Here is a 24,479-nt window from a genome sequence, read left to right as displayed (position 1 = left end):
ACGGGGATAGCGGAGAGGGAGAGGACGATGTCGTTATACGAGCGCATGGATCGTGACGTCGCGCCGAGATCGCGCGAGCGCATCGACTATCTCCTGGTCTACGCGGTGTGCTTCGCCGTGCTGATGGTCGAGGGCGTGCTGCGCCGGATCGGCTCCATCATCACCGGCCACCGGCCCGCGCCGCTCGGCGCGATCGTCGGTGAAGCAAGGATCAAGGCCGCGAACTGCGCGACCTCGTCCTTCATGGGACTTTGAGTTCGAGAGCTGTGAGTTCGCTCTCCAAGTATTGCAAGGAATTCGTGCGGCTCGCCGCATGGATGTCATCCTGGTGACGGGATGGCGCTTCGACGCCGCTCATCTCGGTGAGTGGCATCCGGCCGAAAGGCCAACACCAGGAGGTACCACTATGGTGGACGTACCAAACAAGGGAGGCTCTCTGTCGGGGCTGACCGAAGCGGAGGCGAGGGAATTCCATAGCATCTTCATGACGAGCTTTGTGGTCTTCACGGCGGTTGCGATCGTCGCCCACATTCTCGCCTGGATGTGGCGTCCCTGGCTGCCCGGGCCGACTGGCTACAAGGCGGCGGCGCTGGATGGGGCGACCCACTACGCCAATATCGTGCTCTCCTACCTGACCTGATCGAAAGGAGAAAACTATGTGGCGCTTGTGGTTGTTGTTCGATCCCCGCAGGGTTCTCGTGGCTCTCGGCGTGTTCCTGTTCGGGCTGGCATTGGTGATTCACTTCATCCTGCTCAGCACCAACCGGTTCAACTGGCTGGAGGGACCGCGTGCAGCGAAGACGTCGTCGATCTCCGAGCCGGCGACCCCGCTGAAGCTCAGCTAACAGCTCGACGACCAGAGGGAAGCGGACGTGCGACGGCGGCAGACCCCGTTCGCCCGCTTCCCAAATCCTCTTGTCCACGAATTCACGACACGACGATACGACACGCAGCATATCGAGCGACGGGCAGCGGAGGCAGGACCGATGGCAATGCTCAGCTTTGAACGAAAATACCGCGTCCGCGGCGGCACGTTGATCGGCGGTGACCTCTTCGATTTCTGGGTCGGACCGTTTTATGTCGGCTTCTTCGGCGTGACGACGATCTTCTTCACCTTCGTCGGCGTGGCGCTGATCCTCTACGCCACGGCGCTCGGACCGACGTGGAATCTCTGGCAGATCAGCATCAATCCACCCGATGCCAAATACGGGCTGTCGTTCGCGCCCCTCACCAAGGGCGGCTTCTGGCAGCTCATCACGGTGTGCGCGCATGGCGCATTCGTCTCCTGGGCGCTGCGGGAGGTCGAGATCTGCCGCAAGCTCGCGATCGGCTATCACGTACCGTTCGCCTTCGGCTTTGCGATCTTCGCCTATTTCACGCTGGAGGTGATCCGTCCGGTGCTGATGGGCTCGTGGAGCTACGCCTTCCCCTACGGCATCATCACCCATCTCGATTGGGTGTCGAACACCGGCTATCAGTTCGGCAACTTCCACTACAATCCCGCGCACATGATCGCGATCACGTTCTTCTTCACGACGTGTCTCGCGCTCGCGCTGCACGGCGGACTGATCCTCTCGGCGAGCAATCCGGGCCGGGGTGAGGAGATGAAGTCGCCGGAGCACGAGAACACGATGTTCCGAGATCTGATCGGCTATTCGGTCGGCACGCTCGGCATCCACCGGGTCGGCCTGTTCCTGGCGTTGTCGGCCGTGTTCTTCAGCGCGGTGTGCATCGTCATCTCCGGTCCCGCCTGGCTGCTGCCGGAAGGCAATGCCTGGTCGGACTGGTGGGAGTGGTGGCGCAGGGTCCCGATCTGGTCGCCGCCGCAATGAGTTCAAGGAGAGGTCACCATGGCCCAATACCAGAACATCTTCACGCAGATCCAAGTTCGCAGTGCGATCCACCCGGGCATCCCGATCGAGCCGGGAATCTGGGAGCGGCTCGGCAAGGGCAGCTTCAACTACTGGTTCGGCAAGGTCGGCGACGCACAGGTGGGGCCGGTCTATCTCGGCTTCCTTGGCCTCGCCTCGCTGATGTCCGGCTTCGTCGCGATCGAGATCATCGGTCTCAACATGCTGGCGTCGGTGAACTGGAGCCCGCTCGAGTTCATTCGACAGTTCCCGTGGCTGGCGCTGCAGCCGCCGGCGCCGGAATACGGCCTGCAGATATTCCCGCCGCTGCAGGAGGGCGGCTGGTGGCTGATGGCCGGCTTCTTCCTGACGACGTCGATCCTGCTGTGGTGGGCGCGCACCTATCGCCGCGCCCGGGCGCTCGGCCTCGGCACGCATGTGTCGTGGGCGTTCGCGGCGGCGATCTGGCTCTATCTGGTGCTCGGCTTCATCCGGCCGATCTTCATGGGGAGCTGGAGCGAGGCGGTGCCGTTCGGCATCTTCCCGCATCTCGACTGGACCAACAACTTCTCCATCACCCACGGCAATTTGTTCTACAACCCATTCCACATGCTCTCGATCGCCTTCCTGTACGGATCGGCGCTGCTGTTCGCGATGCATGGCGCGACGGTGCTCGCGATCAGCCGATACGGCGGCGAGCGTGAGCTGGAGCAGATCGTCGACCGCGGCACGGCCTTCGAACGCGGTGCGCTGTTCTGGCGCTGGACGATGGGCTTCAATGCCACGGCCGAATCGATCCATCGCTGGGCCTGGTGGTTCGCCGTGCTTTGTCCCTTGACCGGCGGCATCGGTATCCTACTGTCGGGCACCGTCGTCGACAGCTGGTTCGACTGGGGCGTGAAACACGGGCTGGCGCCGCCGCGCTGACTCCTGCAGGTCGAGGCATGTTGGACAGAGTCGAATTGGATCGGATCGAGACGGCCGGACGCAGTGCGCGCCCGGCCAGTCTCTTGCAGGCGATGCGCGAGCGTACCAAGACGCTGCACGTCACCGCGGAGCGGACCGGGATCGTCGCCGAGCTGCTGCGGGGGCGCGGCACGCGGCAGGCCTACGCGTTGTTGTTGCGCAATCTGCTGCCGGTCTACGAGACGCTCGAAGCGGAGCTGCTCCGCCATCAGGGAACGCCGGTGATGGGCCGCATCGTGCGGCCGGAGCTGCATCGCAGTGCTGCGATCAAGCTTGATCTTGCGTGGTTCGACGCGAGCCCTCTGCCGCTGCTGCCCGAGGCCATCGCCTATGTCCGGGTCATCCAGGAAGCGGGAGCCGGCTCCGGCCATCGGCTGCTGGCCCATGCCTATACGCGCTATCTCGGTGATCTCAGCGGCGGCCAGATCATCAAGAAGATTCTCGCGCGTTCGCTCGAGCTACGGCCCGAGGCGACGTCGTTCTACGAATTCCCCGAGATCGCTGATATCCCGCGGTTCAAGGACGACTACCGCGACGTGCTGGAGCAGGCCGGCGCGGCGATGGCGGAGCATGAGACCGTCGTCGAGGAGGCGGCATTGGCGTTCGAGATGAACATCACGCTGTCGCAAGCGCTGCAGGAGGCGGCCGGGCTGAGAACGTGATGTGCGGAGGCCTGATTGATCCTTCGCCATCGGTTTGGTCGAATACGATCGCGTGAGACCCCGCGTCCTCCCCCGGGGGCGGTGGGCTCCGCTCCTCCTTTCCGGCAGGGCAATCGCATATGCCCTTCCAATTCGGCCCAGCCGCAACTTGGATCGCAGAGGCCGACGTCGGGAGATTTTCGAATCCAGATTGGCTCTCCGGAGGCAGGACGGACAAGGCAGTCGAGGTCGCCCGGACGAGAGCTGCGGCCCGCCGTCACTCTTCGCTCTGCGAGCGGTACCACACCAGGTGCTCGAGGATCTCCAGTGTCCGCGTGGTCGAATTGCGGATGCTCTCCAGCATCTCCGGCATGCTGCCGGCCTGTGCTCCGTGCGTCACCTCGAGCGCCGCGAGCTGCGCGTTCTCCACGGTGGAGGCAGCGAGCTCCTTGTAGATCAGGCTTGCGCTCTGATCGAGCCGCAGCGTCGGCCGGCGGGCGCCGTCGATCTCTTCCTGGAAGCGCGCGCGGGCCGCCTCGGCGGTCTTGCGCTCGGTCAAGTCCGAGAAGATCAGCACGAAGCCGAGCACGCGATCATACGGTGCGATCACCGGGTCGGCGCGCACCATCAACGGCCGTTGCGGCGAGGCGCCGCCCGTCAGTGTCAGCTCGCCGCGCCAGCTCCGCTTGTTGCGCATGAGGTCGTCGAGATTGGCGCGGAATTCCGCCGGCGCCGTGCAGTAGCTGCCGAGATCGCGCAGATGCGGGATGTGCGGATGCGGGGCGCGCAGCTGCTGCTCGAACGCTTCGTTCATCAGCAGGATGCGGCCCTCGACATCGGCGATGATGACCGGCTGCTCCGAGCGCAGCACCTGAGCGCTGATCGTGGCGAGCTGGTCCTGCGCGATCACCATGCGGACCGAACGTAGCTGCAGCGCCACGTCGGCGACCGTTTCGCTCACCGCGCGGGCGGAGGCGAGCTCGGCGCTCGACCACGGCTCGGACTTGCCTTCGACCAGCTGATGCCATTTCGCAAACGAGCGCCGCGGCGACAGATCCGACGGATCGTCGCCGATGATGACGGCCTTGAGCGGATCGCCGCCCCAGGTCACCGTCCGGACCTGCTCCGGCCGGAACCACAACAGATACTCGCCCTCGCTCGCCGACAGCGGAGCGGCGATCAAGCCGCTGGCGATCGAGCGGATGTCGGCAAAGGACGGCTCATCGAGCGTCAGCGAGCTGGTCGCCGTCAAGCCCTCGGGGGCTGCTCCCGGAGTGTTGCGCCGGCGATCGAGCCAGGCGGCGAGGTCGCGGATGCGCTGCGTCGACGGGACGTCGCCGGCGGTCGTGACCTGGCCCTCGAACAGCAGCGCCGCGCCGCTGGCACCGAGCGGCTGCAGCAGCGACTGCGAGCCGTCGAACAGCGCGGCCTGCCATTCGCCGTCGCGCGACACCGCTTCGACCAGCCGCTGCTCCAGCCGGCGCACGACCAGCTCGGACTGGCTTTGGGCAAAGCTCTCCAGCGCCGCGATCCGGATCGCGCAGGTCTCGGCCAGCGCCTCGCCTGCCGCGCGAATGTCGAACGGCACGAAGCGCGGCTCATAGTGATGGCAGGCGATCAGTCCCCACAGCCTTCCGCTGACCATCAGCGAGCACACCAGTGTCGCGCCGACACCCATGTTCTGCAGATATTTCTGGTGGATCGGCGACATGCTGCGCAGGCAGCTCAGGGACATGTCGAGATCGCGGCCGTTGAGCGGCGAGATGCGCGGCTGCAGCGGCACAGGCCTGTAGTTGACGTCGACCAGGAGGCGCACCCGGTTGCGCTCGTAGAGCCGGCGCGCGATCTGCGGAATGTCGGACGCCGGATAGCGGTTGCCGAGAAAGGCCTCCAGATCCGGCCGCCGCCGCTCCGACAACACCTCGCCATGGCCATCTTCGTCGAAGCGATAGACCATGACGCGGTCGTAGCCGGCGATCTCCCTGAAGATGGTCGCCGTCTCGTCGCACAGGCCGAGCAGCGATGAGGCTGAGGTGATGCGGTGGAAGGCGCCGTCGAGCGCAGGCGCGATGTTGGTCGTCTTCGTCGCCGGCTCCAGCTCGACGATCAGCCCGCCATTCGAGGGCCGGTGAAGCGTGCAGTCGACCCGGCGCGGCGGCGCCCCGGCGGTGCATCGCAGGGTCATCGGAGCCAGATGAAGCGGGCTGTTGAGATGCGGCAGGATCTGCAGCGCGAGATCGCCGCCAAGATCGCGTAACGGACGTCCGACCACGGAGCCAGTGTTGAGGAAGGCGGCCGCATTGGTGCTGGCCTGGATGACGATGTTGTCGGGCTCCTTGACCGCCAGGAGAATGCCGTGCGGCTGGATCGAGCCTGCGAGATGAATCTGTTCACGCTCGCAATCCGCAAGAGTAGCGTGGCCGAAGGCCGGCGTTGTCAGCGGAACGGGCAACTATCTCCCCTTTTCGGTTTCCTCGTCGCTTTCTTCGAGCTGGCTCAGATTATACCGATCGAGCTTGGCGTAAAGACTCTGGCGGCTGAGGCCGAGAATTTCGGCAGCCGACGTCCGGTTCCCGTTGGCGAGCTCGAGCGCAGCGCGGACGTAATGCTGCTCGACGACTTCGACCGTGCTCCTCACCAGGTCGCGCAATGGTGTTTTGCCGACCGATTCGTTGATGCCCGCGAGGGCGACCCGCAGATTGTCATGCTCCGCCGTGGGCGACAACCGCCTGGCGATGTTGCGCAACACCAGGCCGATCCGGCGCTGGCCGTCGAGGCCATGGGCGGCGGCCGAGATCTCGACCTCGGTCTCGGTTCCGAGCTCGCCCTGGATCGTGGTCGACAGCAGTCGGACGGCTCCATGGCGCTCGACGTTGGAGATCAGCACCGAAAGGTCGGCGCCGGGGCGCGTCAGCCACCGGCTGAGCTTCTCGCCGATCAGCGCCTCTTTCGATCCGACCTCGACCAGCTCCAGGAAGGCCCGATTGGCGCGCTTGACGGCACCGGTGCCATCGATGCTGATGACGGCATCGGGAAGATTGTCGATCAGCGCCTCGGGATCGTCGGGCAGCGGACCGGGCTGCGCGGCCTTGCCGATCGGCGCCATCTGCAGCAGGAACATCGGGGCGGTGTCGCTGCTCATCAGCGATCCCCGGAGCATCCAGGGGGCGGTGTCCTGGCCGAGGTGAATCACGATGCCCGGCGCCTTGCCCTGGTCGCGGACGCGCCTCAGCATCAGCTCCACCGGCTCGCGATCCTTTTGCGGGATCTCCTGCAGGAACTCGCGGCCCACCAGATTGTCCCGGCGCCGGCTTGAAACGCCGAGCGCGGCTGCCGCCGTCCGATTCGCTTCGACGATGCGCAGATCTGACACCTTCGTCAGCAGCACAGCCTCGTTGGAATCCTCGATGACCAGGCGGTAGCGCGTCTCGATCTCGCGCAGCTTCCAGTAGTCGCGCTCGATGGTCTGCTGGGCCGAGATCAGCCGGGCCTGGAGCTCCGCGACCGCCTGCAGATTCTTGCCGATCGCCAGCATGCCGGCCCGGCCACCGAGCAGCACGGTGGTGAATTCCATCGGCAGCTCGAGACCGCTCGGGAATCGCTGCGTGATCTGTCGGAACGCGGAAATGCCGGTCCGCCTGGTGTCCTGCATGATGCGCTCGATCTTCTCGCTCGCATCATCGACGATCTCGGACCAGGGACGGCCGAGCCAGATGTCGACATTCTCGGCTGACATGTTCGGCGACAGCGTCGCCTCACGGATCACGCCGTCCATGTCCAGCAGCAATGTCACGTCGGGTCGTGGACCGTGAAACTCGGCCATGGTCTTGGCACCCGTTATCTTGGCACCCTCTTGAGACGCTCGGGGGATCGCGGCCAGTTCATTTGGCGCGCATTTTGAAGGTGTTGCGCCCCATCCCGCTAACGTATTGAGAGTCTTGAGAATGTCGTTAGCCCATGCAGGGCGCTCGCTGTCAAGGCTTATTTCAGAGCATCCAGCTTTCGTTGGTATCCCTGCGCCTATTGCATGTTCGAGCTGCGACTTAATCACTCGGGTGAGAATGACAAGATATCATGACACTGATAAATGTAACGATGAGGTCACATGGGCTAACGGAACGACAAATTGGGAGGATGCACATGCTCAAGGCGGGTTTGGTTGCGGCAGTCGTGGTTGCAACGTCGGGAGGCGCCGCATTGGCGCTGGACGGCGGCGACGCTGCGAAGGGCGAACAGGTCTTCAAGCAGTGCATGACCTGCCATCGGATCGGACCGGAGGCGAAGAACGCGGTCGGTCCCGTGCTCACCGGCGTGGTCGGCCGGCCTACCGGGACCTATCCGGGCTTCGCCTATTCTGAGCTGAACAAGCATGCCGGCGAGGCCGGGCTGGTCTGGACCGAGGACAACATCTTCGCATACCTCCCAGATCCCAACGCCTTCCTGAAGAAGTTCCTCACCGACAAGGGCAAAGCGGATCAGGCCACTGGATCGACCAAGATGGTGTTCAAGCTCGCCAACGAGCAGCAGCGCAAGGACGTCATCGCGTATCTGAAGACATTCTCCGAGAAGAAGTGATCGGTATCTGCCGACCCCTCATCGCCAGCGCTGCCGCAGATCGGCGGCGTTGGCGAGACCCGAGGCCGCCAGACAGCCTGCGAGCCAGAACCAAGGCGCCCCGATCAGCGCGCAGCGCAGCGCCAGCAGCAGGAACACGCCGGCGAGCAGGTTGGGCAGCAGTCCAAGCGGGCTGATGCCGCGGCGGTGCCGCTGCCAGATCCACGCCACGGCGGCGAACTCCACGGCGACCACCGCGAGGATCAGGTCGACCAGATGCGGGCTGCGAAACAGCTCACCCATTGCGCGAGCCGCTAGGCGGCCCTCGCGAGTCCGGTGAGGTGCGCGATGTTCTTGAAGAAGATCCGCACATGCGACAGCGGTTTCGCCTTCACCAGTTCCTTGTTCATGTAGGCGTCCCAGGTCAGCTGCTGGACGTCCTTGTCACGGCAGATCGCGACGAAGCGCTCGCGGCGGGCGTCGTTCGTGTACCAGTAGCGCTGCATCATGCCGAGGATGAAGAACACGGCGCCATGCTTGCGCATGAAGGATTTGCGGGCGGTGGCCAGGGCGGCTGCGTCGCCGGTCTTGAGGAACAGGGCAACGGCGTCGGCGGCCGCGCGGCCGCCGGCCATTGCGTAGTAGATGCCTTCACCGGAGGCCGGGGCCACCACGCCCGACGCATCGCCGGCCAGCACGACGTCGCGGCCATTGTCCCACCGCGACAGCGGCTTCAGCGGGATCGGCGCGCCTTCGCGGCGGACGGTTTCGAGATCGTCGAGCGCGGCGGCCTTGCGGAATTCGGCGACTGAGCCCCGCAGCGAAAAGCCCTTATGCGCGCTGCCGGTGCCGATGCTGGTGGTCGGTCCGTGCGGAAACACCCAGCTGTAGAAGTCCGGCGACAGCCGGCCGCGATAGACGACATCGCACCGCGCGGCATCGAACACCGGATGGCTAAGGTCCGGCGAGCGGATGATCTCGTGATACGCGAACACGTAGCGCATCTCGCTGGCTTCGGGGATGCACTGGCGCGCCACGGCCGAGACCGCCCCGTCGGCGCCGATCACGGCGCGCGTCCGCACGCTGTCCTCGCGCACGCTGCCGTCGTCCATGCGCCTGACATAGTGCACCACCGACTTGCCGTCGTCGTCGCGCGCGATATGGCTGAAGGTCCCGGTGCGGCGGATCGCGCCGTTTGCGGCGGCGCGCGCGCGCAGCCATTTGTCGAAATGTTCGCGATCGACCATGCCGACGAAGCCGCCATCGATCGGCATGTCGACGTCCCGGTTGCTCGGCGACACCATGCGGGCGGAGGAGATGCGCGCCACCAGGAGTTGGTCGGGGATCTCGAACTCGGCGATCAGCCGCGGCGGAATCGCACCGCCGCAGGGCTTGATGCGGCCGGCCTTGTCGAGCAGCAGCACACGCTGGCCCTTGCGGGCGAGATCATTGGCGGCGGTCGCGCCGGCGGGGCCGCCGCCGATGACCACGACGTCGAAGGTTTCCGGGCTGGAAGAGGAAGTCATCGCTCAGGCTCCGATGTTGGCCGGCTGTGGCGCAAGGCTCGGTTGAGCTTCGCGTGGGCTCTTGATCCAGATTGCGAGCCAGGCGGCGAAGACGAACAGTGCGGCCTCGGCGGCGAACACCGCCGCATAGGCCGAGGCGGTGGTGGGCATGAAATGGCGCGCGGCGTCCGCCGCGGCGGTGCCGACGAAGCCGCCGATGCCGAACGAGATCGCCTGCGAGGCGCCCCACAGGCCCATGCGCGTGCCCTCGCGGTTGTCGCGGCCCTCGCTGACCATGTTCATCATCGCGCCGATCGCGGCGATGGCGTAGACGCCGTTGGTGATGCCGAGCAGCAACACGGACGCGCGCAGCGGCCAGGCCGGGCCGACGGTCGCGGCCGCAACCAGGCTGAGCAGCGCCAGTGCCGAGGCGAGGCAGCCGCCGATGATCCACGGCTGCGGCCGCATCCGCCAATCGGCATGCAGGCTCGCCATCGCCGGCATCAGGATCATGCCGATCAGTGCACCCATGTGTTGCACCGATGAGAGCTGCGTGGTCTGGCCCGGCGTCATGCCGAACACGCTGCCGGCGAACGGCTCCAGGATCAGGTCCTGTGCGCTGTAGGCGAGCATCGAGACGAAGATGAAGATCGCGAAGCGCCGCGCCTGCGGCTCCCGGCAGATCTCGCGGAAGTCTTGCATGAAGCCCGACCGCTCCGCGATGGCGGAGGTCGTCTCGGCAGAGGTGTCGGGCTGCTCGATGCCCCAGACGCCGAGCAGCGTCAGCACCATGGCGATCGCCGACACCGTGCCCGACACCGTCATCAGCCGCTCGCCGGAGAACGGATCGAGCGCCTTGCCGGCCACCGCCGTGGTGACGATGAAGCCTGTGATCATCATGATCCAGGCGATCGAGGCGGCGGCGCTGCGCCGCTCTGGCGCGGTGCGCTTGGCGAGCAGCACCAAGAGCGACGTGCCGGCGGCGCCGACGCCGATGCCGATCATGATGAACGCGATCACTGCGAGCGCCAGGCCGAGGGCGAGGTGGGTCGCCATCAGCGCGGTGGCGGCTGCGGCCAGCAGGCCGCCAGCCGCGAGCACGGCCATGCCGCCGACGATCCAGGCGAAACGACGCCCGCCGACATCGGAGCCGTGACCGAGCCAGGGCCTGAGCACCTGCATCGCATAGTGGATCGCGACCAGCAGGCCGGGGATCATCGCCGGCAGCGCCAGTTCGATCACCATGACGCGGTTGAGCGTCGAGGTCGTCAGCACCACGACGGCGCCGAGCGCGGTCTGCACCAGGCCGAGCCTGACGATGCCGAACCAGGACAGGGGAGCGGGCGCAGCGTTGCTCATGCCGACAACCCCGCCAGCGCGAGGGCCGTGACCAGCATGCCCAGCACGTAGAGCAGCACGCCCGTGCCGTTGTACCAGGGCGCGAGCTCGCGCGGGTTCGTCATCAGCCGCCGCATCAGCACCAGCTGGGCCGCGATCAGCGCAACCACGATGATGGCATGGGCCGGGCGGCTCCAGACAATGAGCAGCGTCAACACCGCAACCTGCGCCAGCGCCATCGTGATGCAGGCGAGGCGCGCGGCGCGCTCGGCGCCGAGCAGCACCGGCAGCGAGTTGACGCCGCTGACGCGGTCGCCGCCGATCGACTTGAAGTCGTTCAGGGTCATGATGCCGTGCGCGCCGGCGCTATACAGCAGGGCGACCGCGAGCACGGGCCAGGACGGCGCCTGCGCGCTCATGATCGCTGCCGCCGTGATCCAGGGCAGGCCTTCGTAGCAGAGGCCGACGGCGCTGTTGCCCCACCAGCCGTTCTGCTTGAGCCGGATCGGCGGCGCGCTGTAGGCCCAGGCCAGCGCGAGGCCAAGCGCCGCAGCAGCAAAGCCCCAGGTGCCGAGCAGGGTGGCGACGCCGAGCGACAGCACCGTCCAGATCAGCGCAATATAGAGACCCCAGCGTCCGGGAATGCGGCCCGACGGGATCGGGCGGTCCGGTTCGTTGAGCGCATCGACATGGCGGTCGAACCAGTCGTTGACGGCCTGGCTGGTGGCGCAAACCATCGGCCCGGCGAGCATGAGACCCGCGATCACGACCGGCCAGCGCGGCGCCAGTGGCGCGCCGGACGAGATCATGCCGCAGCCGAACGCCCAGATCGGTGGAAACCAGGTGATCGGCTTCAACAGCTCGAGAACGGCCGAGGGATGAAGCCGGGGAGCGAGCGGGACGGGCGCGATCTCGGTCATTGCAACTGTTCCCCCTATTCCAACTGGCTGTCTTCTTCGCTCGGCTCGGCAAGGCCATAGCGCCGCAGCTTGACGTAGAGGCTCTGGCGGCTGAGGCCGAGCATCTCGGCGGCGGTGGCGCGGTTGTCGCCGGTCAGCTTGAGCGCGGTCTCGATGCACATCCGCTCGATCACGTCGGTGGTCTCGCGCACCAGCTCCTTAAGCGGCACGCGGCCGATCAGCTCGGCGAGCTGCTCGCGGGAGCGCGGAATATAGCCGTGGTCGCCGCCGTCGCCGGAGATGCGCGGGCCGACGTTGCGGATGGTGAAGCCGAGCCGGGCCTGGCCGGGCGCCCCGACCGTGCTGGCGGAGATCTCGACGTCGACCGGCGAGCCGTGCTCGCCGCGGACGACGCTGGAGAACAGCTTCACGCTGCCATGCTGGCGCAGATTGGTCAGCATGACCGAGAAATCGATCGCCGACTTGCCGATCCAGCGGTCGATCGTCTCGCCCATGATCTGGTGCATGTTCTCGATCTGGGCAAGCTGGAGGAAGGTGGCGTTGGCGTGCAGCAGGCGGCCGTCCATGTCGGTGATGACGAAGCCGTCGGGCGCCGATTCGACGAACTGCACGAGCTGGGTGTTGACGTCGGACGTCCTGGGGAGCGCAGGCTGCGACGTCTGCGGCGAGAACCGCAGCAGGAACAGCGACGAGTTGTCCTGCCGGAAGAAGGTGCCGTCGAGCAGATAGTCGCGGCCACCGTCGAGCCGGATCTTGGCGCGTTCGATCTTGCCCTGCGAGCGGATCGCCAGCGACAGGGATTGCGACATCGCCATGTCGTCGAGCAGCAGCACGTCGGGAAACAGCTTGCCGATCAGATTGGCGGCGCCATGGTCGAGCAGGGCGGCCGCGGCCGGATTGGCCTCGACGATGCGATGGCTCACCGCATCGACGATCAGCACCGGCTCGGCCGTGATCTGAAACAGGATCCGGTAGCGCGATTCGGCGTTGCGCATGCGCGAGTAATCGCGCTCGATGGCAACTTGCGCCTCGATCAGCTTCTGCTGGAGCGCGGCGGTGGCGCGCACGTCGCGGCCGACCGCGATGAAGCGCGCCGCGCCCTTGATCGCCACCACCGCGAACAGGATCGGGATGTCCGGTCCGCGCGCGGCCGGATAACGCACCTCGCGCCAGCGCGACACCTTGCGCTGGGAGGCTTCGGCGAGCAGCAGCTCTGGCTTGGTCTGGCTTTCCTCGGACACTGTTGCTTGCCAGGATCGGCCGATCCACGCGTCTGTGTTTCTCAGTTCAAGCGGTAGGCCGGCTTGTTGAAAAGCCAGGTCCTGAATGTTGCCGTCGGCGTCGAGCGCGAGCGCAATGTCGGACGCTGCGGCCACCAGCATGCCCGCAACATCCGCATTGAGGTCGCCAAGCGACTCTTTCGGAGCTCTGAACGCCCTCACCAACGCCGTTGTCCTCCCAGTCAAGGAGCCTTCGCGCGGCAAGTCTCGTTCCAGCATTCATCTTCACTGCACCCTCAGCTATCGCCGTTCGGTCAGAAGACTGACGACGTGCCGGGCTTGCGAAGCCTCTCTGCTCGGATCGGAGACGACACCGTCGCCACCGACCAGGAGAACGAGTTCAGGCCGTTCAATAAAAGCAGGACCGCAGACCAGCACGCCGACGTCCTGGTTGGAGGACTCGCGCCGGACCATCCTTATGTTTGAGGCGAGATCGTCAAGCTTCTTGTCGCTGTTGGCGAAGAACTCGACGACGTTGAACCACTGCGAGCGAAGCGTCTCGACGAAGCCGCGATCGGCCGTATCCGGCTCGATCCAGGTCTCGAAGCCGTCGCGACGGAAGAACTCGCCGGCCAGCACGAGACCGAACATCATGTGGCCCAGCTCGCGCCTGTCGCCCGGCGCCGTGGTCAGCAGCACGCGCAGCCCCGCGGGCGCGACCGAGAGCTCGGCGCAGAAGGCCGAGCTGAAATGCCGCAGCAGCTGCTGCAGCCGCCACAGCGCGAGCGTGACGTCGGCGAAGTCGCGCTCGTCGTCCGCCCACAGATGGCGCAGATGGTTCGCGGTGGGGACCAGGAGATCGAGGTAGATGCGCTCCAGGGTCTCGCCGTGATCGCGATGCGCCTGGATGCAGGCCACTGCGCCAACGTCGTCCGCATCCAGCACGAGTTCGGCGAAATCAGCCGCCTCCTGCGCCGAGGCCGTGATGATTGCCGGGACGCGTTCGAGCGCGGAGGCATGGGCCATCACGAGCCGCGGAATGATCTCGGCTTCGATCGCGTCGTTGAGTTGGGGGTGACGTGTGTTGCGTAGCGGCGCGATGATGCGCGGCGATGCAGGCGAATGAAAGCCGGGCTGCCCCCGCTTCGTCCGAAAGCGGGCTCGCGGAAATCGGGCTGTCTCATTGAGCTCGGTCATAAGCGCCTCCCCTCCATATGAGCGCACGTCACTCGTTGCGTCAATATTATTTGACGTCAATTTTGATTGACACTCTTCCTGCCCAGGTCTAGCGTTTCCCCATCGGGCTCGCACTCGGGGATTTGCGATGCGCCACCTGCGAACTGCACAACGTAGCGCTGATCAGACCGAGTGCGGTGCACCACAAATCCCCCTGTGGTTGTCGTCATCGCATCACTGGGCACCGATGTTGTCAAATCATCTTTACACATGGTGTGACGCCCAGTTCACATCCGCCACCGATCCGTCGCTCTGGAGCCAGCTCTGCTTCACGCCTGAGCCGGCGCCGCGTGCAAAGCGGCAAGCGCTTTACACGCCTGAGGAAAAGCGCCGGCGCGACGCCACGCCATGGACCCTGGTGCAGGCCATTCTGGCGCCGCTGCAATTTCTCGTCTTCCTGATCAGCCTCGGACTCGTGGCGCGCTATCTCGCGACCGGCGAGGGACTCTGGCTCGCGACCGCCTCGGTCGTTCTGAAGACAGCGCTGCTCTACATCATCATGATCACCGGCTCGATCTGGGAGCGGGTCGTGTTCGGGCGTTATCTGTTCGCACCGGCCTTCTTCTGGGAGGACGTATTCTCGATGCTGGTGATCGCGCTGCATACGGCCTATCTGGCCGCGATCATCGGTCATATCGGCGGCGCCCGGCAGCAGATGCTGCTCGTGCTCGCCGCCTACGCCGCCTATGCGATCAACGCCGCGCAATTTCTCCTCAAGCTGCGTGCGGCACGGCTGCAGGACGAGGCGATGGCGCAGGTCGGTGCGGAGCGCGCGTCATGAGCATGTCCGCGCAAGCCTGTGCCGTGAAACCACCTGCTTCGCCGGACGGCGTGCTGCGCGAGCGCGGACAGCGCGAGGTGTTCTGCGGCCTCACCGGCATCGTCTGGCTGCATAGGAAGATCCAAGACGCGTTCTTCCTCGTCGTCGGCTCGCGCACCTGCGCGCATCTGATCCAGTCGGCCGCCGGCGTCATGATCTTCGCCGAGCCGCGCTTCGCCACCGCCATCATGGAGGAGCGCGATCTCGCCGGCCTCGTCGACGCCAATGACGAGCTCGACCGCATCGTCGCGCAGCTGCTGGCGCGTCGGCCCGAGATCAAGCTGCTGTTTCTGGTCGGCTCCTGCCCGTCGGAAGTGATCAAGCTCGACCTGTCACGCGCGGCGCTGCGGCTGTCGCAGCGCTTCTCACCTGATGTGCGCGTGCTCAACTACTCCGGCAGCGGCATCGAGACGACGTTCACGCAAGGCGAGGATGCCTGCCTCGCGTCGCTGGTGCCGGTGCTCCCCGCAGCCGATCGGGCTGCGCGGCCATCGCTGCTGGTGGTCGGCGCGCTCGCCGACGTGGTGGAGGACCAGTTCAGGCGGACCTTTGCGGCAATCGGCGTCGACCAGGTCTCCTTCCTGCCGCCGCGCCGCTCCTCGGAGCTGCCCGCGATCGGCCCCGAGACGCGCGTGCTGCTGGCGCAGCCCTTCCTCGGCGACACCGCGCGTGCGCTCGAGGAGCGCGGTTGCCGCCGCATCGCTGCGCCATTTCCGCTCGGCGGCGAAGGCACCGCGCTGTGGCTCGCAGCCGCCGCCGACGCCTTCGGTGTCTCTCGCCCCCATGTCGAGCGGACCATCGCGCCGCTGAAGGCGCGGGCCGAGCGCGCGCTGGCGCGCTACCGCGCGCGGCTCGCCGGCAAGCGCGTCTTCCTGTTTCCGGACTCCCAGATCGAGATCCCGCTGGCGCGTTTCCTGGCGCGCGAGATCGGCATGGAGCTGGTCGAGGTCGGCACGCCCTATCTGCACCGCGACCATCTCGCCTCCGAGCTGGCGCTGCTGCCTGATGGCACGCAGCTCAGCGAAGGCCAGGACGTCGAGCGTCAGCTCGACCGTTGCCGCGCCGCGCGGCCCGATCTCGTCGTCTGCGGGCTCGGCCTCGCCAATCCGCTGGAGGCCGAGGGTCTCACGACCAAATGGTCGATCGAGCTGATCTTCACGCCGATTCAGGGTTTTGAGCAGGCTGGCGATCTCGCCGAGCTGTTCGCGCGGCCCTTGCTGCGGCAAACCCGACTGGCGGTGTGAGATGCAGCTGTCGGTCTGGACCTATGAAGGACCCCCGCACATCGGCGCGATGCGCATCGCGACCGCGATGCGCGACGTGCACTACGTGCTGCACGCGCCGCAGGGCGACACCTACGCCGATCTGCTGTTCACGATGATCGAGCGCCGTGACCGCCGTCCGCCGGTCACCTACACCACGTTCCAGGCGCGCGATCTCGGCGGCGACACCGCGGATCTGCTGCAGAGCGCGGCGCGCGCCGCTTACGAGCGCTTCCAGCCGCAGGCGATGCTGGTCGGCGCGTCCTGCACGGCCGAGCTGATCCAGGATGATCCCGGCGGGCTCGCGCAGGCCTTGAAGCTTCCCATTCCGGTGATTCCGCTCGAGCTGCCGGCCTATCAGCGCAAGGAGAATTGGGGCGCCTCAGAAACGCTCTACCGGATTGTACGGGCGTTGGCTGCGTCTTCCGCTGATGGCTCCCCCCGCCGTGAAAGGAAGACAGGCGCCCGTCCAGTCTGCAACCTGCTTGGTCCGACGGCTCTCGGCTTCCGTCACCGCGACGACCTCGCGGAAGTGACCAGGCAGGTTGTGGAGCTCGGCATCGAGATCAACGTCGTCGCGCCGTGGAACGCGACGCCGGCCGATCTCGCCCGCCTTCCCGACGCCGATTTCAACATCGTGCTGTATCCCGAGATCGCGCTGACGACGGCGCAATGGCTCAATCGCCAGTTCGGCCAGCCTTTCACGCGCACGATCCCGATCGGCGTCGGCGCGACGCGCGACTTCATTGCGGAGGTCGCAGGCCTCGCCGGCGTCGATGCCGCGCCGGTGCTGGCGCGCAGCGAGAGCCGGCTGCCGTGGTACTCGCGCTCGGTCGATTCGACCTATCTCACCGGCAAGCGCGTCTTCATCTTCGGCGACGCGACCCATGCGGTCGCCGCGGCGCGCGTCGCGACGCAGGAGCTCGGCTTCGAGGTCGTCGGCCTCGGCACCTATGCGCGGGAATTCGCCCGCGAGATCCGCGAGGCCGCGGCGATCTACGGCGTCGAGCCACTGATCACCGACGACTATCTCGAGGTCGAGGCGCGCGTCAGCGAGCTCAGGCCCGAGCTCGTGCTCGGCACGCAGATGGAGCGCCATATCGCCAAGCGCCTTGGCATTCCCTGCGCCGTGATCTCGTCGCCGACCCACGTTCAGGATTTTCCCGCGCGCTATTCGCCGCAGATGGGGTTCGAAGGCGCCAACGTGCTGTTCGACACCTGGGTGCATCCGCTGATGATGGGCCTGGAGGAGCATCTGCTCGGCATGTTCCGCGAGGACCACGAATTCGCCGATCACGCCCCCTCGCATCTCGGAGCAGCGCCCGCGGTTCCCCCGCAACAGCCGCAGCTGCGCGTCGTCGAAACCGCCATCGCCACCGAGCTCGCCTGGGCGTCCGACGCCGAGCGCGAGCTGACCAAGATCCCCTTCTTCGTGCGCGGCAAGGCCCGCCGCAACACCGAACGCTTCGCGCGCGAGCGCAACGTCAACCTGATCACGCTCGAGACCTTGTATGATGCCAAAGCGCATTTCGGTCGCTGACGTCACACCCATCCGGGTGGTGATCGTGACGATGGACAGCCATCTCGCCTCGGCTGCCGTGCGCGCGCGCACGGCGTTGCAAGCGGAGCTGCCCGGCCTCGATCTGAAGGTGCACGCAGCCGACGAATGGGGCTGCAATCCGACCGCGCTGGAACACTGCCTCGCCGACATCGCCACCGGCGACATCGTCGTCGCCACCATGCTGTTCATGGAGGACCACATCCAGCCGGTGCTGCCAGCGCTGCAGGCCCGCCGTGATCATTGCGACGCCATGATCGGCTGCCTGTCGGCCGGCGAGGTGGTGCGGCTGACGCGGCTCGGCAAGCTCACGATGTCGGGCTCGGCCACCGGCGTGCTCGGCCTGTTGAAGCGGCTGCGCGGCAGCAACCGGGCCGGCAGCTCCAGCGGCCAGGGCCAGATGAAGATGCTGCAGCGGATGCCGCGTCTCCTGCGCTACATCCCCGGCACCGCACAGGACCTGCGCGCCTACTTCCTCACCCTGCAATACTGGCTCGCCGGCTCCGAGCAGAACTTTGCGAACATGGTGCGCTTCCTGGTCGGCCGCTACGCCGACGGCCCGCGTGCTGTGCTGCGTGGCAAGACCAACGCGGCCGAGCCGGCGATCTATCCGGATGTCGGCCTCTATCATCCGCGGCTGTCGCCGCGGATCATCGAGCGCGCCGACCAGTTGCCGGCCCTGGCGAAGCCGGCCGGCCGCGTCGGCGTGATCTTGATGCGCTCCTATCTGCTCGCCGCCAACACCGCGCATTATGACGGCGTGATCGCGGCGCTGGAGGCGCGCGGGCTTGCGGTCATTCCGGTGTTCGCCTGCGGGCTGGACTCGCGCCCGGCGATTGAGCGCTATTTCCAGAAGGACGGCGTCGCCACCGTCGACGCGGTGATCTCGCTCACCGGTTTCTCGCTGGTCGGCGGCCCCGCCTACAATGACGCGCGCGCCGCGGAAGAGGTGATGGCCGGCCTCGACGTGCCGCTGATCGCGGCGCATCCGCTCGAATTCCAGACCGTCGAGCAGTGGCGCGATGACGCGCGCGGGCTGACGCCCGTCGAAGCCACCATGATGGTCGCGATTCCCGAGCTCGACGGCGCCGTCCGCCCGACCGTGTTCGGCGGCCGCTCGGCGGTGGCCGATGCCGGCCGCGACATGGCCTCGCTGCCGGAGCGCGCGGCGCAACTCGCCGCGCGTGTGGCCAGGCTCGTCGAGCTACGCCGCTCCGCGCGCGCCGAGCGGAAGCTCGGCGTGGTGTTGTTCAACTTCCCGCCGAACGGTGGCAGCGCCGGCACCGCCGCCTATCTCTCGGTGTTCGAGTCGCTGCACAATGTGATGAATTCGCTCCGCGCGGCGGGCTACACGATCGACGTCCCCGACACCGTGGACGCGCTGCGCGCGCGTGTGCTCAAGGGCAATGCCGAGCGCTTCGGCACCGCCGCCAATGTCGCGGCGCGCATCCCGGTGGATCAGCATGTCCGGCGCGAGCGCCACCTCGCCGAGATCGAGAAGCAGTGGGGGCCGGCGCCCGGCCGCCACCAGACCGATGGCGCCAGCCTCCTCGTGCTCGGCGAGCAGTTCGGTAATCTGTTCGTCGGCCTGCAGCCGGCGTTCGGCTACGAAGGCGATCCGATGCGGTTGCTGTTCGAGCGCAGCTTTGCGCCGACGCATGCGTTTGCGGCGTTCTATCGCTGGCTGCGCGAGGATTTCCGCGCCCACGCCGTGCTGCATTTCGGCACCCATGGCGCGCTGGAATTCATGCCGGGCAAGCAGGCCGGGTTGTCCGCGGAATGCTGGCCGGAGCGCCTGATCGGCGACCTGCCGAACTTCTACATCTACGCGTCCAACAACCCGTCCGAGGGCGCTCTGGCGAAGCGGCGTGGCGGTGCCACCCTGATCAGCTATCTCACGCCCTCGATCACCAGCGCCGGCCTCTACAAGGGGCTCGCCGATCTGAAATCCTCGCTCGACGCCTGGCGCAATCTGTCGCCGGACGCGACCGAGCAGGTGAGGGGCGACAGCGCGGCGCTGATCCAGGCGCAGGCGGCGGCGGTCGATCTTGCCGCGGCCGAGCCGCTGTGGGGCGACGAGCGCGATGCCAGCATCGGCGCGCTGTCCGCGAGCGTGCTGGAGCTGGAATACTCGCTGATCCCACACGGCCTGCACATCGTCGGCGCGCCGCCGCCCGAGGGGCAGCGGACCGAGCTGCTCGACCTCGCCGGCATCGCCGATCCGGCCAAGCGTGCCGAGCTCGACAGGATGCTCGCCACCGACAGCGAGACGCCCGCGATCCTGCACGCGCTCGACGGCGGCTATATCCGTCCGGTGCCCGGCGGCGATCTGCTGCGCAACACCGACGTGCTGCCCACCGGGCGCAACCTGCATGGTTTCGATCCCTTCCGCATCCCCAGCGCCTTCGCGCTCAAGGATGCCGAGCGCCAGGTCGCGCGGCTGCTCGCCCGCCATGCAGGTGAAGGCCACAAGCTGCCTGAGACAATCGCGCTGGTGCTGTGGGGCACCGACAATCTCAAGACCGAGGGCGGGCCGATCGCGCAGGCGCTGTGGCTGATGGGCGCCGAGCCACGCCATGACAGCTATGGCCGCCTCTGCGGCGCGAAGCTGATCCCGCTGGAGCAGTTGGGCCGCCCGCGCATCGATGTCGTCATCACTCTCTCGGGCATCTTCCGCGACCTGATGCCGTTGCAGACCAAGTTGCTCGCCGAAGCAGCGCTGCTTGCGGCGTCCGCCGACGAGCCGGCCGACATGAATTACGTGCGCAAGCACGCGGTCGCGTTCCAGGCCGCGCATGGCGGCGAGCTGGCGGATGCGTCGCTGCGTGTGTTCGGCAATGCCGAGGGCGCCTATGGCGCCAACGTCAACCACCTGATCGATTGCGGCGCCTGGACCGATGAGGACGAACTCGCCGACGTCTACACACGGCGCAAGGGCTTTGCCTACGGCACCGACGGACGCCCTGTCCGGCGCGACGCGTTGCTCGGCCATGTGCTGGCCGGCGTCGATGCGGCCTATCAGAACGTCGACTCGGTCGAGCTCGGCGTCACCACTATCGACCATTATTTCGATACGCTCGGCGGCATCAGCCGCGCGGTGAAGCGCGCCAAGGGCGAGGCGGCACCGGTCTATATCGGCGACCAGACCCGCGGCGAAGGCACGGTGCGCACGCTGTCGGAGCAGGTGGCGCTGGAGACCCGTACCCGCACGCTCAATCCGAAATGGTACGAGGCGCTGCTCGCCCACGGCTATGAGGGCGTACGCCAGATCGAGTCGCATGTGACCAACACCGTCGGCTGGTCGGCCACCACGGGCCAGGTCGCGCCCTGGGTCTATCAGCAGATCACGACGACCTTCGTGCTCGACCCCGCGATGCGCGAGCGGCTTGCCTCGCTCAATCCGGCCGCGTCGGCGAAGATCGCCAACCGACTGATCGAGGCGCATGAGCGCAATTACTGGACCCCGGACCCCGACATGCTCGACGTGCTGCGCAAGGCGGGGGAAGAGCTCGAAGATCGCCTCGAAGGCGTGGGAGTTGCCGCATGAACGTGACATTACGACCGCCGCTGACGACCGCGCCGCGACGCCCCGACGGGGCCGGCAGCGTGCAGGTGCAGCTCGATCCGAACGTCGTCATCGACACCGCGAAGGTGTTCTCGGTGTATGGCAAGGGCGGCATCGGCAAGAGCACGACGTCGTCGAACCTCTCGGTCGCGCTGTCCAAGCTCGGCAAGCGCGTGCTGCAGATCGGCTGCGATCCCAAGCACGACTCCACCTTCACTTTGACCAAGCGGCTGGTACCGACGGTCATCGACATTCTCGAGCAGGTCAATTTCCACGCCGAGGAGCTGCGCCCGGAGGACTTCGTCTACCAGGGTTATAACGGCGTGATGTGCGTCGAGGCGGGCGGGCCGCCGGCCGGCACCGGCTGCGGCGGCTACGTGGTCGGCCAGACCGTCAAGCTGCTCAAGGAACACCATCTGCTCGAAGACACCGACGTCGTGATCTTCGACGTGCTCGGCGACGTCGTCTGCGGCGGCTTCGCAGCGCCCTTGCAGCACGCCGACCGTGCGCTGATCGTGGCTGCGAACGACTTCGACTCGATCTTCGCGATGAACCGCATCGTCGCCGCGATCCAGGCCAAGTCGCGCAACTATCCGGTGCGGCTCGGCGGCGTGATCGCCAACCGTAGCGCCGCGACGGACCAGATCGACAAGTTCAACGAGCGGGCCGGATTGAGGACGGTGGCGCACTTCCCCGATCTCGACGTCATCAGAAAGAGCCGGCTGAAGAAGTGCACGCTGTTCGAGATGGAGGCCTCGCCCGACGTCGAGCGCGCCCAGAACGAGTATCTGCGCCTCGCCGCCTCGCTGCTCGCCGGCAGCGAGCCGATGCAGGCGGTGCCGCTCAAGGACCGCGACATCTTCGATCTCCTTGGTTTCGATTGAGTAGGGCTCTCTCCGATGACCTCAGCGCAATATCTCGCCCGCCGCAGTGAAGTGGAGACCTATTTCGACCGCACCGCGGTCGCCGCCTGGACACGGCTGACGTCGGATGCGCCGGTCGGCCGCATCCGCGCCACGGTGCGGGCCGGCCGTGACGAGATGCGGCGGACGCTGCTGTCATGGCTCCCGCTCGATCTGCGCGGCGCGCGCATTCTCGACGCCGGCTGCGGCACCGGCAGCTTCTCGATCGAGGCGGCCCGTCGCGGCGCCGATGTCGTCGCCGTCGACATTTCGCCGACCCTGATCGAGATCGCCCAGCGCCGGCTGCCCGACGACATCAGCCGCAACGCCATTCAGTTCGTCGCCGGCGACATGCTCGATCCCAGGTACGGCGGCTTCAACTTCGTCGTCGCGATGGACTCGTTCATCCACTACCGCGCCGAGGATGCCGTGCGGATTGTCGCCGGTCTGGCCGCTCGCACCTCCGACGCGATCCTGATGACCTATGCGCCGCGCACGCCGTTGCTCGCCGTCATGCATGCCGTCGGTGGCGTGTTCCCGCGCGGCAACCGCGCGCCGTCGATCGAGCCGGTCGCCGAGCAGAAGCTGTATCGCCTGATCGCCGACCATCACGATCTCGCCGACTGGCGCTGCGCCCGCAGCCGCCGCATCGCCAACGGCTTCTATATCTCGCAGGCGCTGGAGCTCCGCCCGGCATGAGCGCACGCGCACCATCGATCATGCAGGCGTGGATGCGGCTGTCGTCGCGCTATCTGCCGTTTGCGGATGCCGCCTCGACCGAGCTGCCGCTGTCGCGCCTGATGCGGCTGTCGCTGTTCCAGGTCTCGATCGGCATATCGGTGGTGCTGCTCAACGGCACGCTCAACCGCGTCATGATCGTGGAGCTCGGCGTGCCCTCCTGGCTGGTCGCGACCATGGTGGCGCTGCCGCTGGTGTTCGCACCGCTGCGGGTGCTGATCGGCTTCAAGTCCGATCATCACCGCTCGGTGCTCGGCTGGCGCCGGGTGCCCTACATCTGGATGGGCACCCTGTTGCAGTTCGGCGGCCTCGCGATCATGCCGTTCGCGCTGCTCGTGCTCTCGTCGGGCGACGCACCGGGCCAGGTGATCGCCGGCCGTATCGGTGCCGCGCTTGCGTTCCTGCTGGTCGGCGCCGGGTTGCACACGACGCAGACGGCAGGCCTGTCACTCGCGACCGACATCGCGCCGGAGCATTCGCGTCCGCGCGTCGTCGCCTTTCTCTACGTGATGCTGATGTTCGGCATGATGGCGAGCGCGCTGACCTTCGGTGGGCTGCTCGCCGAGTTCAGCGAGATGCGGCTGATCCAGGTGATCCAGGGCGCGGCGCTGACCGAGATGGTGCTCAACGTCATCGCGCTGTGGAAGCAGGAGGCGCGTGATCCGTCGCGCACGTCGGCGGCCCGCGAGCGGCCGCGCTTCGGCGACTCCTGGCGACACTTCCGGGAGGCGGGTGGCTCGGCACGCGTGCTGCTCGCAGTCGGGCTCGGCACCGCCGGCTTCACCATGCAGGACATCCTGCTGGAGCCTTACGGGGCTGAGATCCTGCATCTGACCGTCGGCGAGACCACGGCGCTGACCGCCTTGTTCGCCGCGGGCACGCTGGCCGGCTTCGGTCTCTCTGCGCGCCGCCTCGGCAAGGGCTCCGATCCCTATCGGATCGCCGCCCTCGGCGGACTGGTCGGGCTGTTCGCTTTCTCTGCTGTCATCTTCTCGGCGCCGCTGGCCTCACCCTTGTTGTTCCGGATTGGCACCACGCTGATCGGTCTCGGCGGCGGGCTGTTCGCCGTGGGCACGCTGACGGCGGCGATGGCACTGGTGCAGAACGGCGAGAGCGGGCTTGCGCTCGGTGCCTGGGGCGCGGTGCAGGCGACGGCGGCGGGGCTCGCGATCGCCGGCGGCGGCGCCATTCGCGATGTGATGTCGCAGCTCGCGCTGGATGGCCGCCTCGGCGTCGCCCTTGCCGGTCCCGCGACCGGCTACAGCATCGTCTACCACGTCGAAATCGCGCTGCTGTTCGTCACGCTTGCGGTCATCGGACCGCTGGTGCGGCGGCGAGCGGCGGAGCCGCAGCAACTACAATTCGGAATCGCTGAATTTCCAGGTTAGCCCGGTCGGGGAGGAA

Annotated in this window: 22 protein-coding genes; 14 read left to right on the top strand and 8 right to left on the bottom strand. The window is 66.9% G+C overall.

Going from position 1 to position 24,479, the window contains the following annotated elements; all coding sequences use genetic code 11:
- Positions 1-27 precede the first annotated feature (27 nt).
- The 6 genes from QW863_RS21975 to QW863_RS21950 all read left to right on the top strand — a co-directional run bounded on the left by QW863_RS21975 (position 28) and on the right by QW863_RS21950 (position 3,478).
- Positions 28-255 carry a hypothetical protein gene (locus QW863_RS21975; protein ID WP_315714304.1) on the top strand — a complete coding sequence of 76 codons (228 nt, stop codon included), beginning with the start codon at positions 28-30 and terminating at the stop codon, positions 253-255.
- Between the two features lie 151 nt (positions 256-406).
- Positions 407-640: a light-harvesting antenna LH1, beta subunit gene (gene pufB, locus QW863_RS21970; RefSeq protein WP_315714305.1), complete on the top strand. Its 234-nt coding sequence runs from the start codon at positions 407-409 to the stop codon at positions 638-640.
- Positions 641-656: 16 nt separating this feature from the next.
- Entirely contained in the window at positions 657-845 is a 189-nt protein-coding gene (gene pufA / locus QW863_RS21965; RefSeq protein ID WP_315714306.1) for a light-harvesting antenna LH1, alpha subunit, read from the top strand.
- A 141-nt stretch (positions 846-986) separates the two neighbouring features.
- Positions 987-1,832, top strand: coding sequence for a photosynthetic reaction center subunit L (pufL, locus tag QW863_RS21960; RefSeq protein WP_315768644.1), 846 nt, complete (start codon positions 987-989; stop codon positions 1,830-1,832).
- An 18-nt stretch (positions 1,833-1,850) separates the two neighbouring features.
- Entirely contained in the window at positions 1,851-2,777 is a 927-nt protein-coding gene (pufM, locus tag QW863_RS21955; protein ID WP_315714308.1) for a photosynthetic reaction center subunit M, read from the top strand.
- A gap of 17 nt (positions 2,778-2,794) precedes the next feature.
- Entirely contained in the window at positions 2,795-3,478 is a 684-nt protein-coding gene (locus QW863_RS21950; RefSeq protein WP_315714309.1) for a biliverdin-producing heme oxygenase, read from the top strand.
- Between the two features lie 256 nt (positions 3,479-3,734).
- Here the strand turns inward: QW863_RS21950 and QW863_RS21945 are convergent, their stop codons facing one another.
- Positions 3,735-5,909, bottom strand: coding sequence for a GAF domain-containing protein (locus QW863_RS21945; protein ID WP_315714310.1), 2,175 nt, complete (start codon positions 5,907-5,909; stop codon positions 3,735-3,737).
- Positions 5,910-7,280, bottom strand: coding sequence for a transcriptional regulator PpsR (gene ppsR / locus QW863_RS21940; protein WP_315714311.1), 1,371 nt, complete (start codon positions 7,278-7,280; stop codon positions 5,910-5,912).
- 317 nt (positions 7,281-7,597) lie between these two features.
- Here ppsR (QW863_RS21940) and QW863_RS21935 point away from each other — a divergent pair, with 317 nt between their 5' ends.
- Positions 7,598-8,032: a c-type cytochrome gene (locus QW863_RS21935; RefSeq protein WP_315714312.1), complete on the top strand. Its 435-nt coding sequence runs from the start codon at positions 7,598-7,600 to the stop codon at positions 8,030-8,032.
- An 18-nt stretch (positions 8,033-8,050) separates the two neighbouring features.
- Here QW863_RS21935 and QW863_RS21930 read toward each other — a convergent pair whose 3' ends face one another.
- The 6 genes from QW863_RS21930 to QW863_RS21905 form a co-directional block, all read right to left on the bottom strand.
- Positions 8,051-8,314 carry a hypothetical protein gene (locus QW863_RS21930; RefSeq protein WP_315714313.1) on the bottom strand — a complete coding sequence of 88 codons (264 nt, stop codon included), beginning with the start codon at positions 8,312-8,314 and terminating at the stop codon, positions 8,051-8,053.
- A gap of 11 nt (positions 8,315-8,325) precedes the next feature.
- Positions 8,326-9,537, bottom strand: coding sequence for a geranylgeranyl diphosphate reductase (locus QW863_RS21925; protein ID WP_315714314.1), 1,212 nt, complete (start codon positions 9,535-9,537; stop codon positions 8,326-8,328).
- A gap of 3 nt (positions 9,538-9,540) precedes the next feature.
- A complete protein-coding gene (locus tag QW863_RS21920) occupies positions 9,541-10,875 on the bottom strand; it encodes a BCD family MFS transporter (RefSeq protein ID WP_315714315.1) in 1,335 nt (444 codons plus the stop codon).
- Positions 10,872-11,774: a chlorophyll synthase ChlG gene (chlG, locus tag QW863_RS21915; RefSeq protein ID WP_315714316.1), complete on the bottom strand. Its 903-nt coding sequence runs from the start codon at positions 11,772-11,774 to the stop codon at positions 10,872-10,874. Before chlG ends, QW863_RS21920 begins: the two co-directional genes overlap by 4 nt.
- Before the next feature lie 14 nt (positions 11,775-11,788).
- On the bottom strand, positions 11,789-13,156 hold the full coding sequence (ppsR, locus tag QW863_RS21910) for a transcriptional regulator PpsR (protein WP_315768641.1): 1,368 nt from the start codon (positions 13,154-13,156) through the stop codon (positions 11,789-11,791).
- A gap of 138 nt (positions 13,157-13,294) precedes the next feature.
- Positions 13,295-14,191 carry a B12-binding domain-containing protein gene (locus QW863_RS21905; protein WP_315714318.1) on the bottom strand — a complete coding sequence of 299 codons (897 nt, stop codon included), beginning with the start codon at positions 14,189-14,191 and terminating at the stop codon, positions 13,295-13,297.
- Positions 14,192-14,420: 229 nt separating this feature from the next.
- Between QW863_RS21905 and bchF the strand changes: the two genes are divergently transcribed.
- Genes bchF through QW863_RS21870 form a run of 7 tightly spaced genes read left to right on the top strand, consistent with a single transcriptional unit; the run spans position 14,421 to position 24,463 of the window.
- Complete coding sequence (bchF, locus tag QW863_RS21900) at positions 14,421-15,011, top strand: 2-vinyl bacteriochlorophyllide hydratase (protein ID WP_315714395.1); 591 nt, start codon at positions 14,421-14,423, stop codon at positions 15,009-15,011.
- Between the two features lie 2 nt (positions 15,012-15,013).
- On the top strand, positions 15,014-16,294 hold the full coding sequence (locus QW863_RS21895) for a ferredoxin:protochlorophyllide reductase (ATP-dependent) subunit N (RefSeq protein ID WP_409977954.1): 1,281 nt from the start codon (positions 15,014-15,016) through the stop codon (positions 16,292-16,294).
- 1 nt (position 16,295) lies between these two features.
- Positions 16,296-17,852, top strand: coding sequence for a ferredoxin:protochlorophyllide reductase (ATP-dependent) subunit B (gene bchB, locus QW863_RS21890; RefSeq protein WP_315714320.1), 1,557 nt, complete (start codon positions 16,296-16,298; stop codon positions 17,850-17,852).
- Positions 17,827-21,417: a magnesium chelatase subunit H gene (locus QW863_RS21885; RefSeq protein WP_315714396.1), complete on the top strand. Its 3,591-nt coding sequence runs from the start codon at positions 17,827-17,829 to the stop codon at positions 21,415-21,417. Before bchB ends, QW863_RS21885 begins: the two co-directional genes overlap by 26 nt.
- Positions 21,414-22,319, top strand: coding sequence for a ferredoxin:protochlorophyllide reductase (ATP-dependent) iron-sulfur ATP-binding protein (gene bchL / locus QW863_RS21880; protein ID WP_315714321.1), 906 nt, complete (start codon positions 21,414-21,416; stop codon positions 22,317-22,319). Before QW863_RS21885 ends, bchL begins: the two co-directional genes overlap by 4 nt.
- 15 nt (positions 22,320-22,334) lie before the next feature.
- Positions 22,335-23,036: a magnesium protoporphyrin IX methyltransferase gene (gene bchM / locus QW863_RS21875; RefSeq protein WP_315714322.1), complete on the top strand. Its 702-nt coding sequence runs from the start codon at positions 22,335-22,337 to the stop codon at positions 23,034-23,036.
- The gene (locus QW863_RS21870) at positions 23,033-24,463 is read left to right on the top strand and encodes a BCD family MFS transporter (RefSeq protein WP_315714323.1); all 1,431 of its coding nucleotides are present in this window, start codon (positions 23,033-23,035) and stop codon (positions 24,461-24,463) included. The genes bchM and QW863_RS21870 overlap by 4 nt, the downstream gene beginning before the upstream one ends.
- Positions 24,464-24,479: the final 16 nt, after the last annotated feature.

The sequence above is a fragment of the Bradyrhizobium sp. SZCCHNR1017 genome, from assembly GCF_032381375.1.
In the GTDB taxonomy this organism is placed as follows: domain Bacteria; phylum Pseudomonadota; class Alphaproteobacteria; order Rhizobiales; family Xanthobacteraceae; genus Bradyrhizobium.
Note: the sequence above shows the minus strand (reverse complement) of the source record. Positions and strands in the feature narration are given on the sequence as shown.

Coding starts and splice junctions, on each gene's coding strand:
- QW863_RS21935 (WP_315714312.1), top strand. CDS start 7,598: ATGCTCAAGGCGGGTTTGGTTGCGGCAGTCGTGGTTGCAACGTCGGGA.
- chlG (WP_315714316.1), bottom strand. CDS start 11,774: ATGACCGAGATCGCGCCCGTCCCGCTCGCTCCCCGGCTTCATCCCTCG.
- QW863_RS21930 (WP_315714313.1), bottom strand. CDS start 8,314: ATGGGTGAGCTGTTTCGCAGCCCGCATCTGGTCGACCTGATCCTCGCG.
- QW863_RS21950 (WP_315714309.1), top strand. CDS start 2,795: ATGTTGGACAGAGTCGAATTGGATCGGATCGAGACGGCCGGACGCAGT.
- pufA (WP_315714306.1), top strand. CDS start 657: ATGTGGCGCTTGTGGTTGTTGTTCGATCCCCGCAGGGTTCTCGTGGCT.
- pufB (WP_315714305.1), top strand. CDS start 407: ATGGTGGACGTACCAAACAAGGGAGGCTCTCTGTCGGGGCTGACCGAA.
- bchB (WP_315714320.1), top strand. CDS start 16,296: ATGCAGCTGTCGGTCTGGACCTATGAAGGACCCCCGCACATCGGCGCG.
- QW863_RS21895 (WP_409977954.1), top strand. CDS start 15,014: ATGTCCGCGCAAGCCTGTGCCGTGAAACCACCTGCTTCGCCGGACGGC.
- QW863_RS21925 (WP_315714314.1), bottom strand. CDS start 9,537: ATGACTTCCTCTTCCAGCCCGGAAACCTTCGACGTCGTGGTCATCGGC.
- bchM (WP_315714322.1), top strand. CDS start 22,335: ATGACCTCAGCGCAATATCTCGCCCGCCGCAGTGAAGTGGAGACCTAT.
- pufM (WP_315714308.1), top strand. CDS start 1,851: ATGGCCCAATACCAGAACATCTTCACGCAGATCCAAGTTCGCAGTGCG.
- QW863_RS21975 (WP_315714304.1), top strand. CDS start 28: ATGTCGTTATACGAGCGCATGGATCGTGACGTCGCGCCGAGATCGCGC.
- QW863_RS21905 (WP_315714318.1), bottom strand. CDS start 14,191: ATGACCGAGCTCAATGAGACAGCCCGATTTCCGCGAGCCCGCTTTCGG.
- ppsR (WP_315714311.1), bottom strand. CDS start 7,280: ATGGCCGAGTTTCACGGTCCACGACCCGACGTGACATTGCTGCTGGAC.
- QW863_RS21920 (WP_315714315.1), bottom strand. CDS start 10,875: ATGAGCAACGCTGCGCCCGCTCCCCTGTCCTGGTTCGGCATCGTCAGG.
- pufL (WP_315768644.1), top strand. CDS start 987: ATGGCAATGCTCAGCTTTGAACGAAAATACCGCGTCCGCGGCGGCACG.
- QW863_RS21885 (WP_315714396.1), top strand. CDS start 17,827: ATGCCAAAGCGCATTTCGGTCGCTGACGTCACACCCATCCGGGTGGTG.
- QW863_RS21870 (WP_315714323.1), top strand. CDS start 23,033: ATGAGCGCACGCGCACCATCGATCATGCAGGCGTGGATGCGGCTGTCG.
- ppsR (WP_315768641.1), bottom strand. CDS start 13,156: ATGCTGGTGGCCGCAGCGTCCGACATTGCGCTCGCGCTCGACGCCGAC.
- bchL (WP_315714321.1), top strand. CDS start 21,414: ATGAACGTGACATTACGACCGCCGCTGACGACCGCGCCGCGACGCCCC.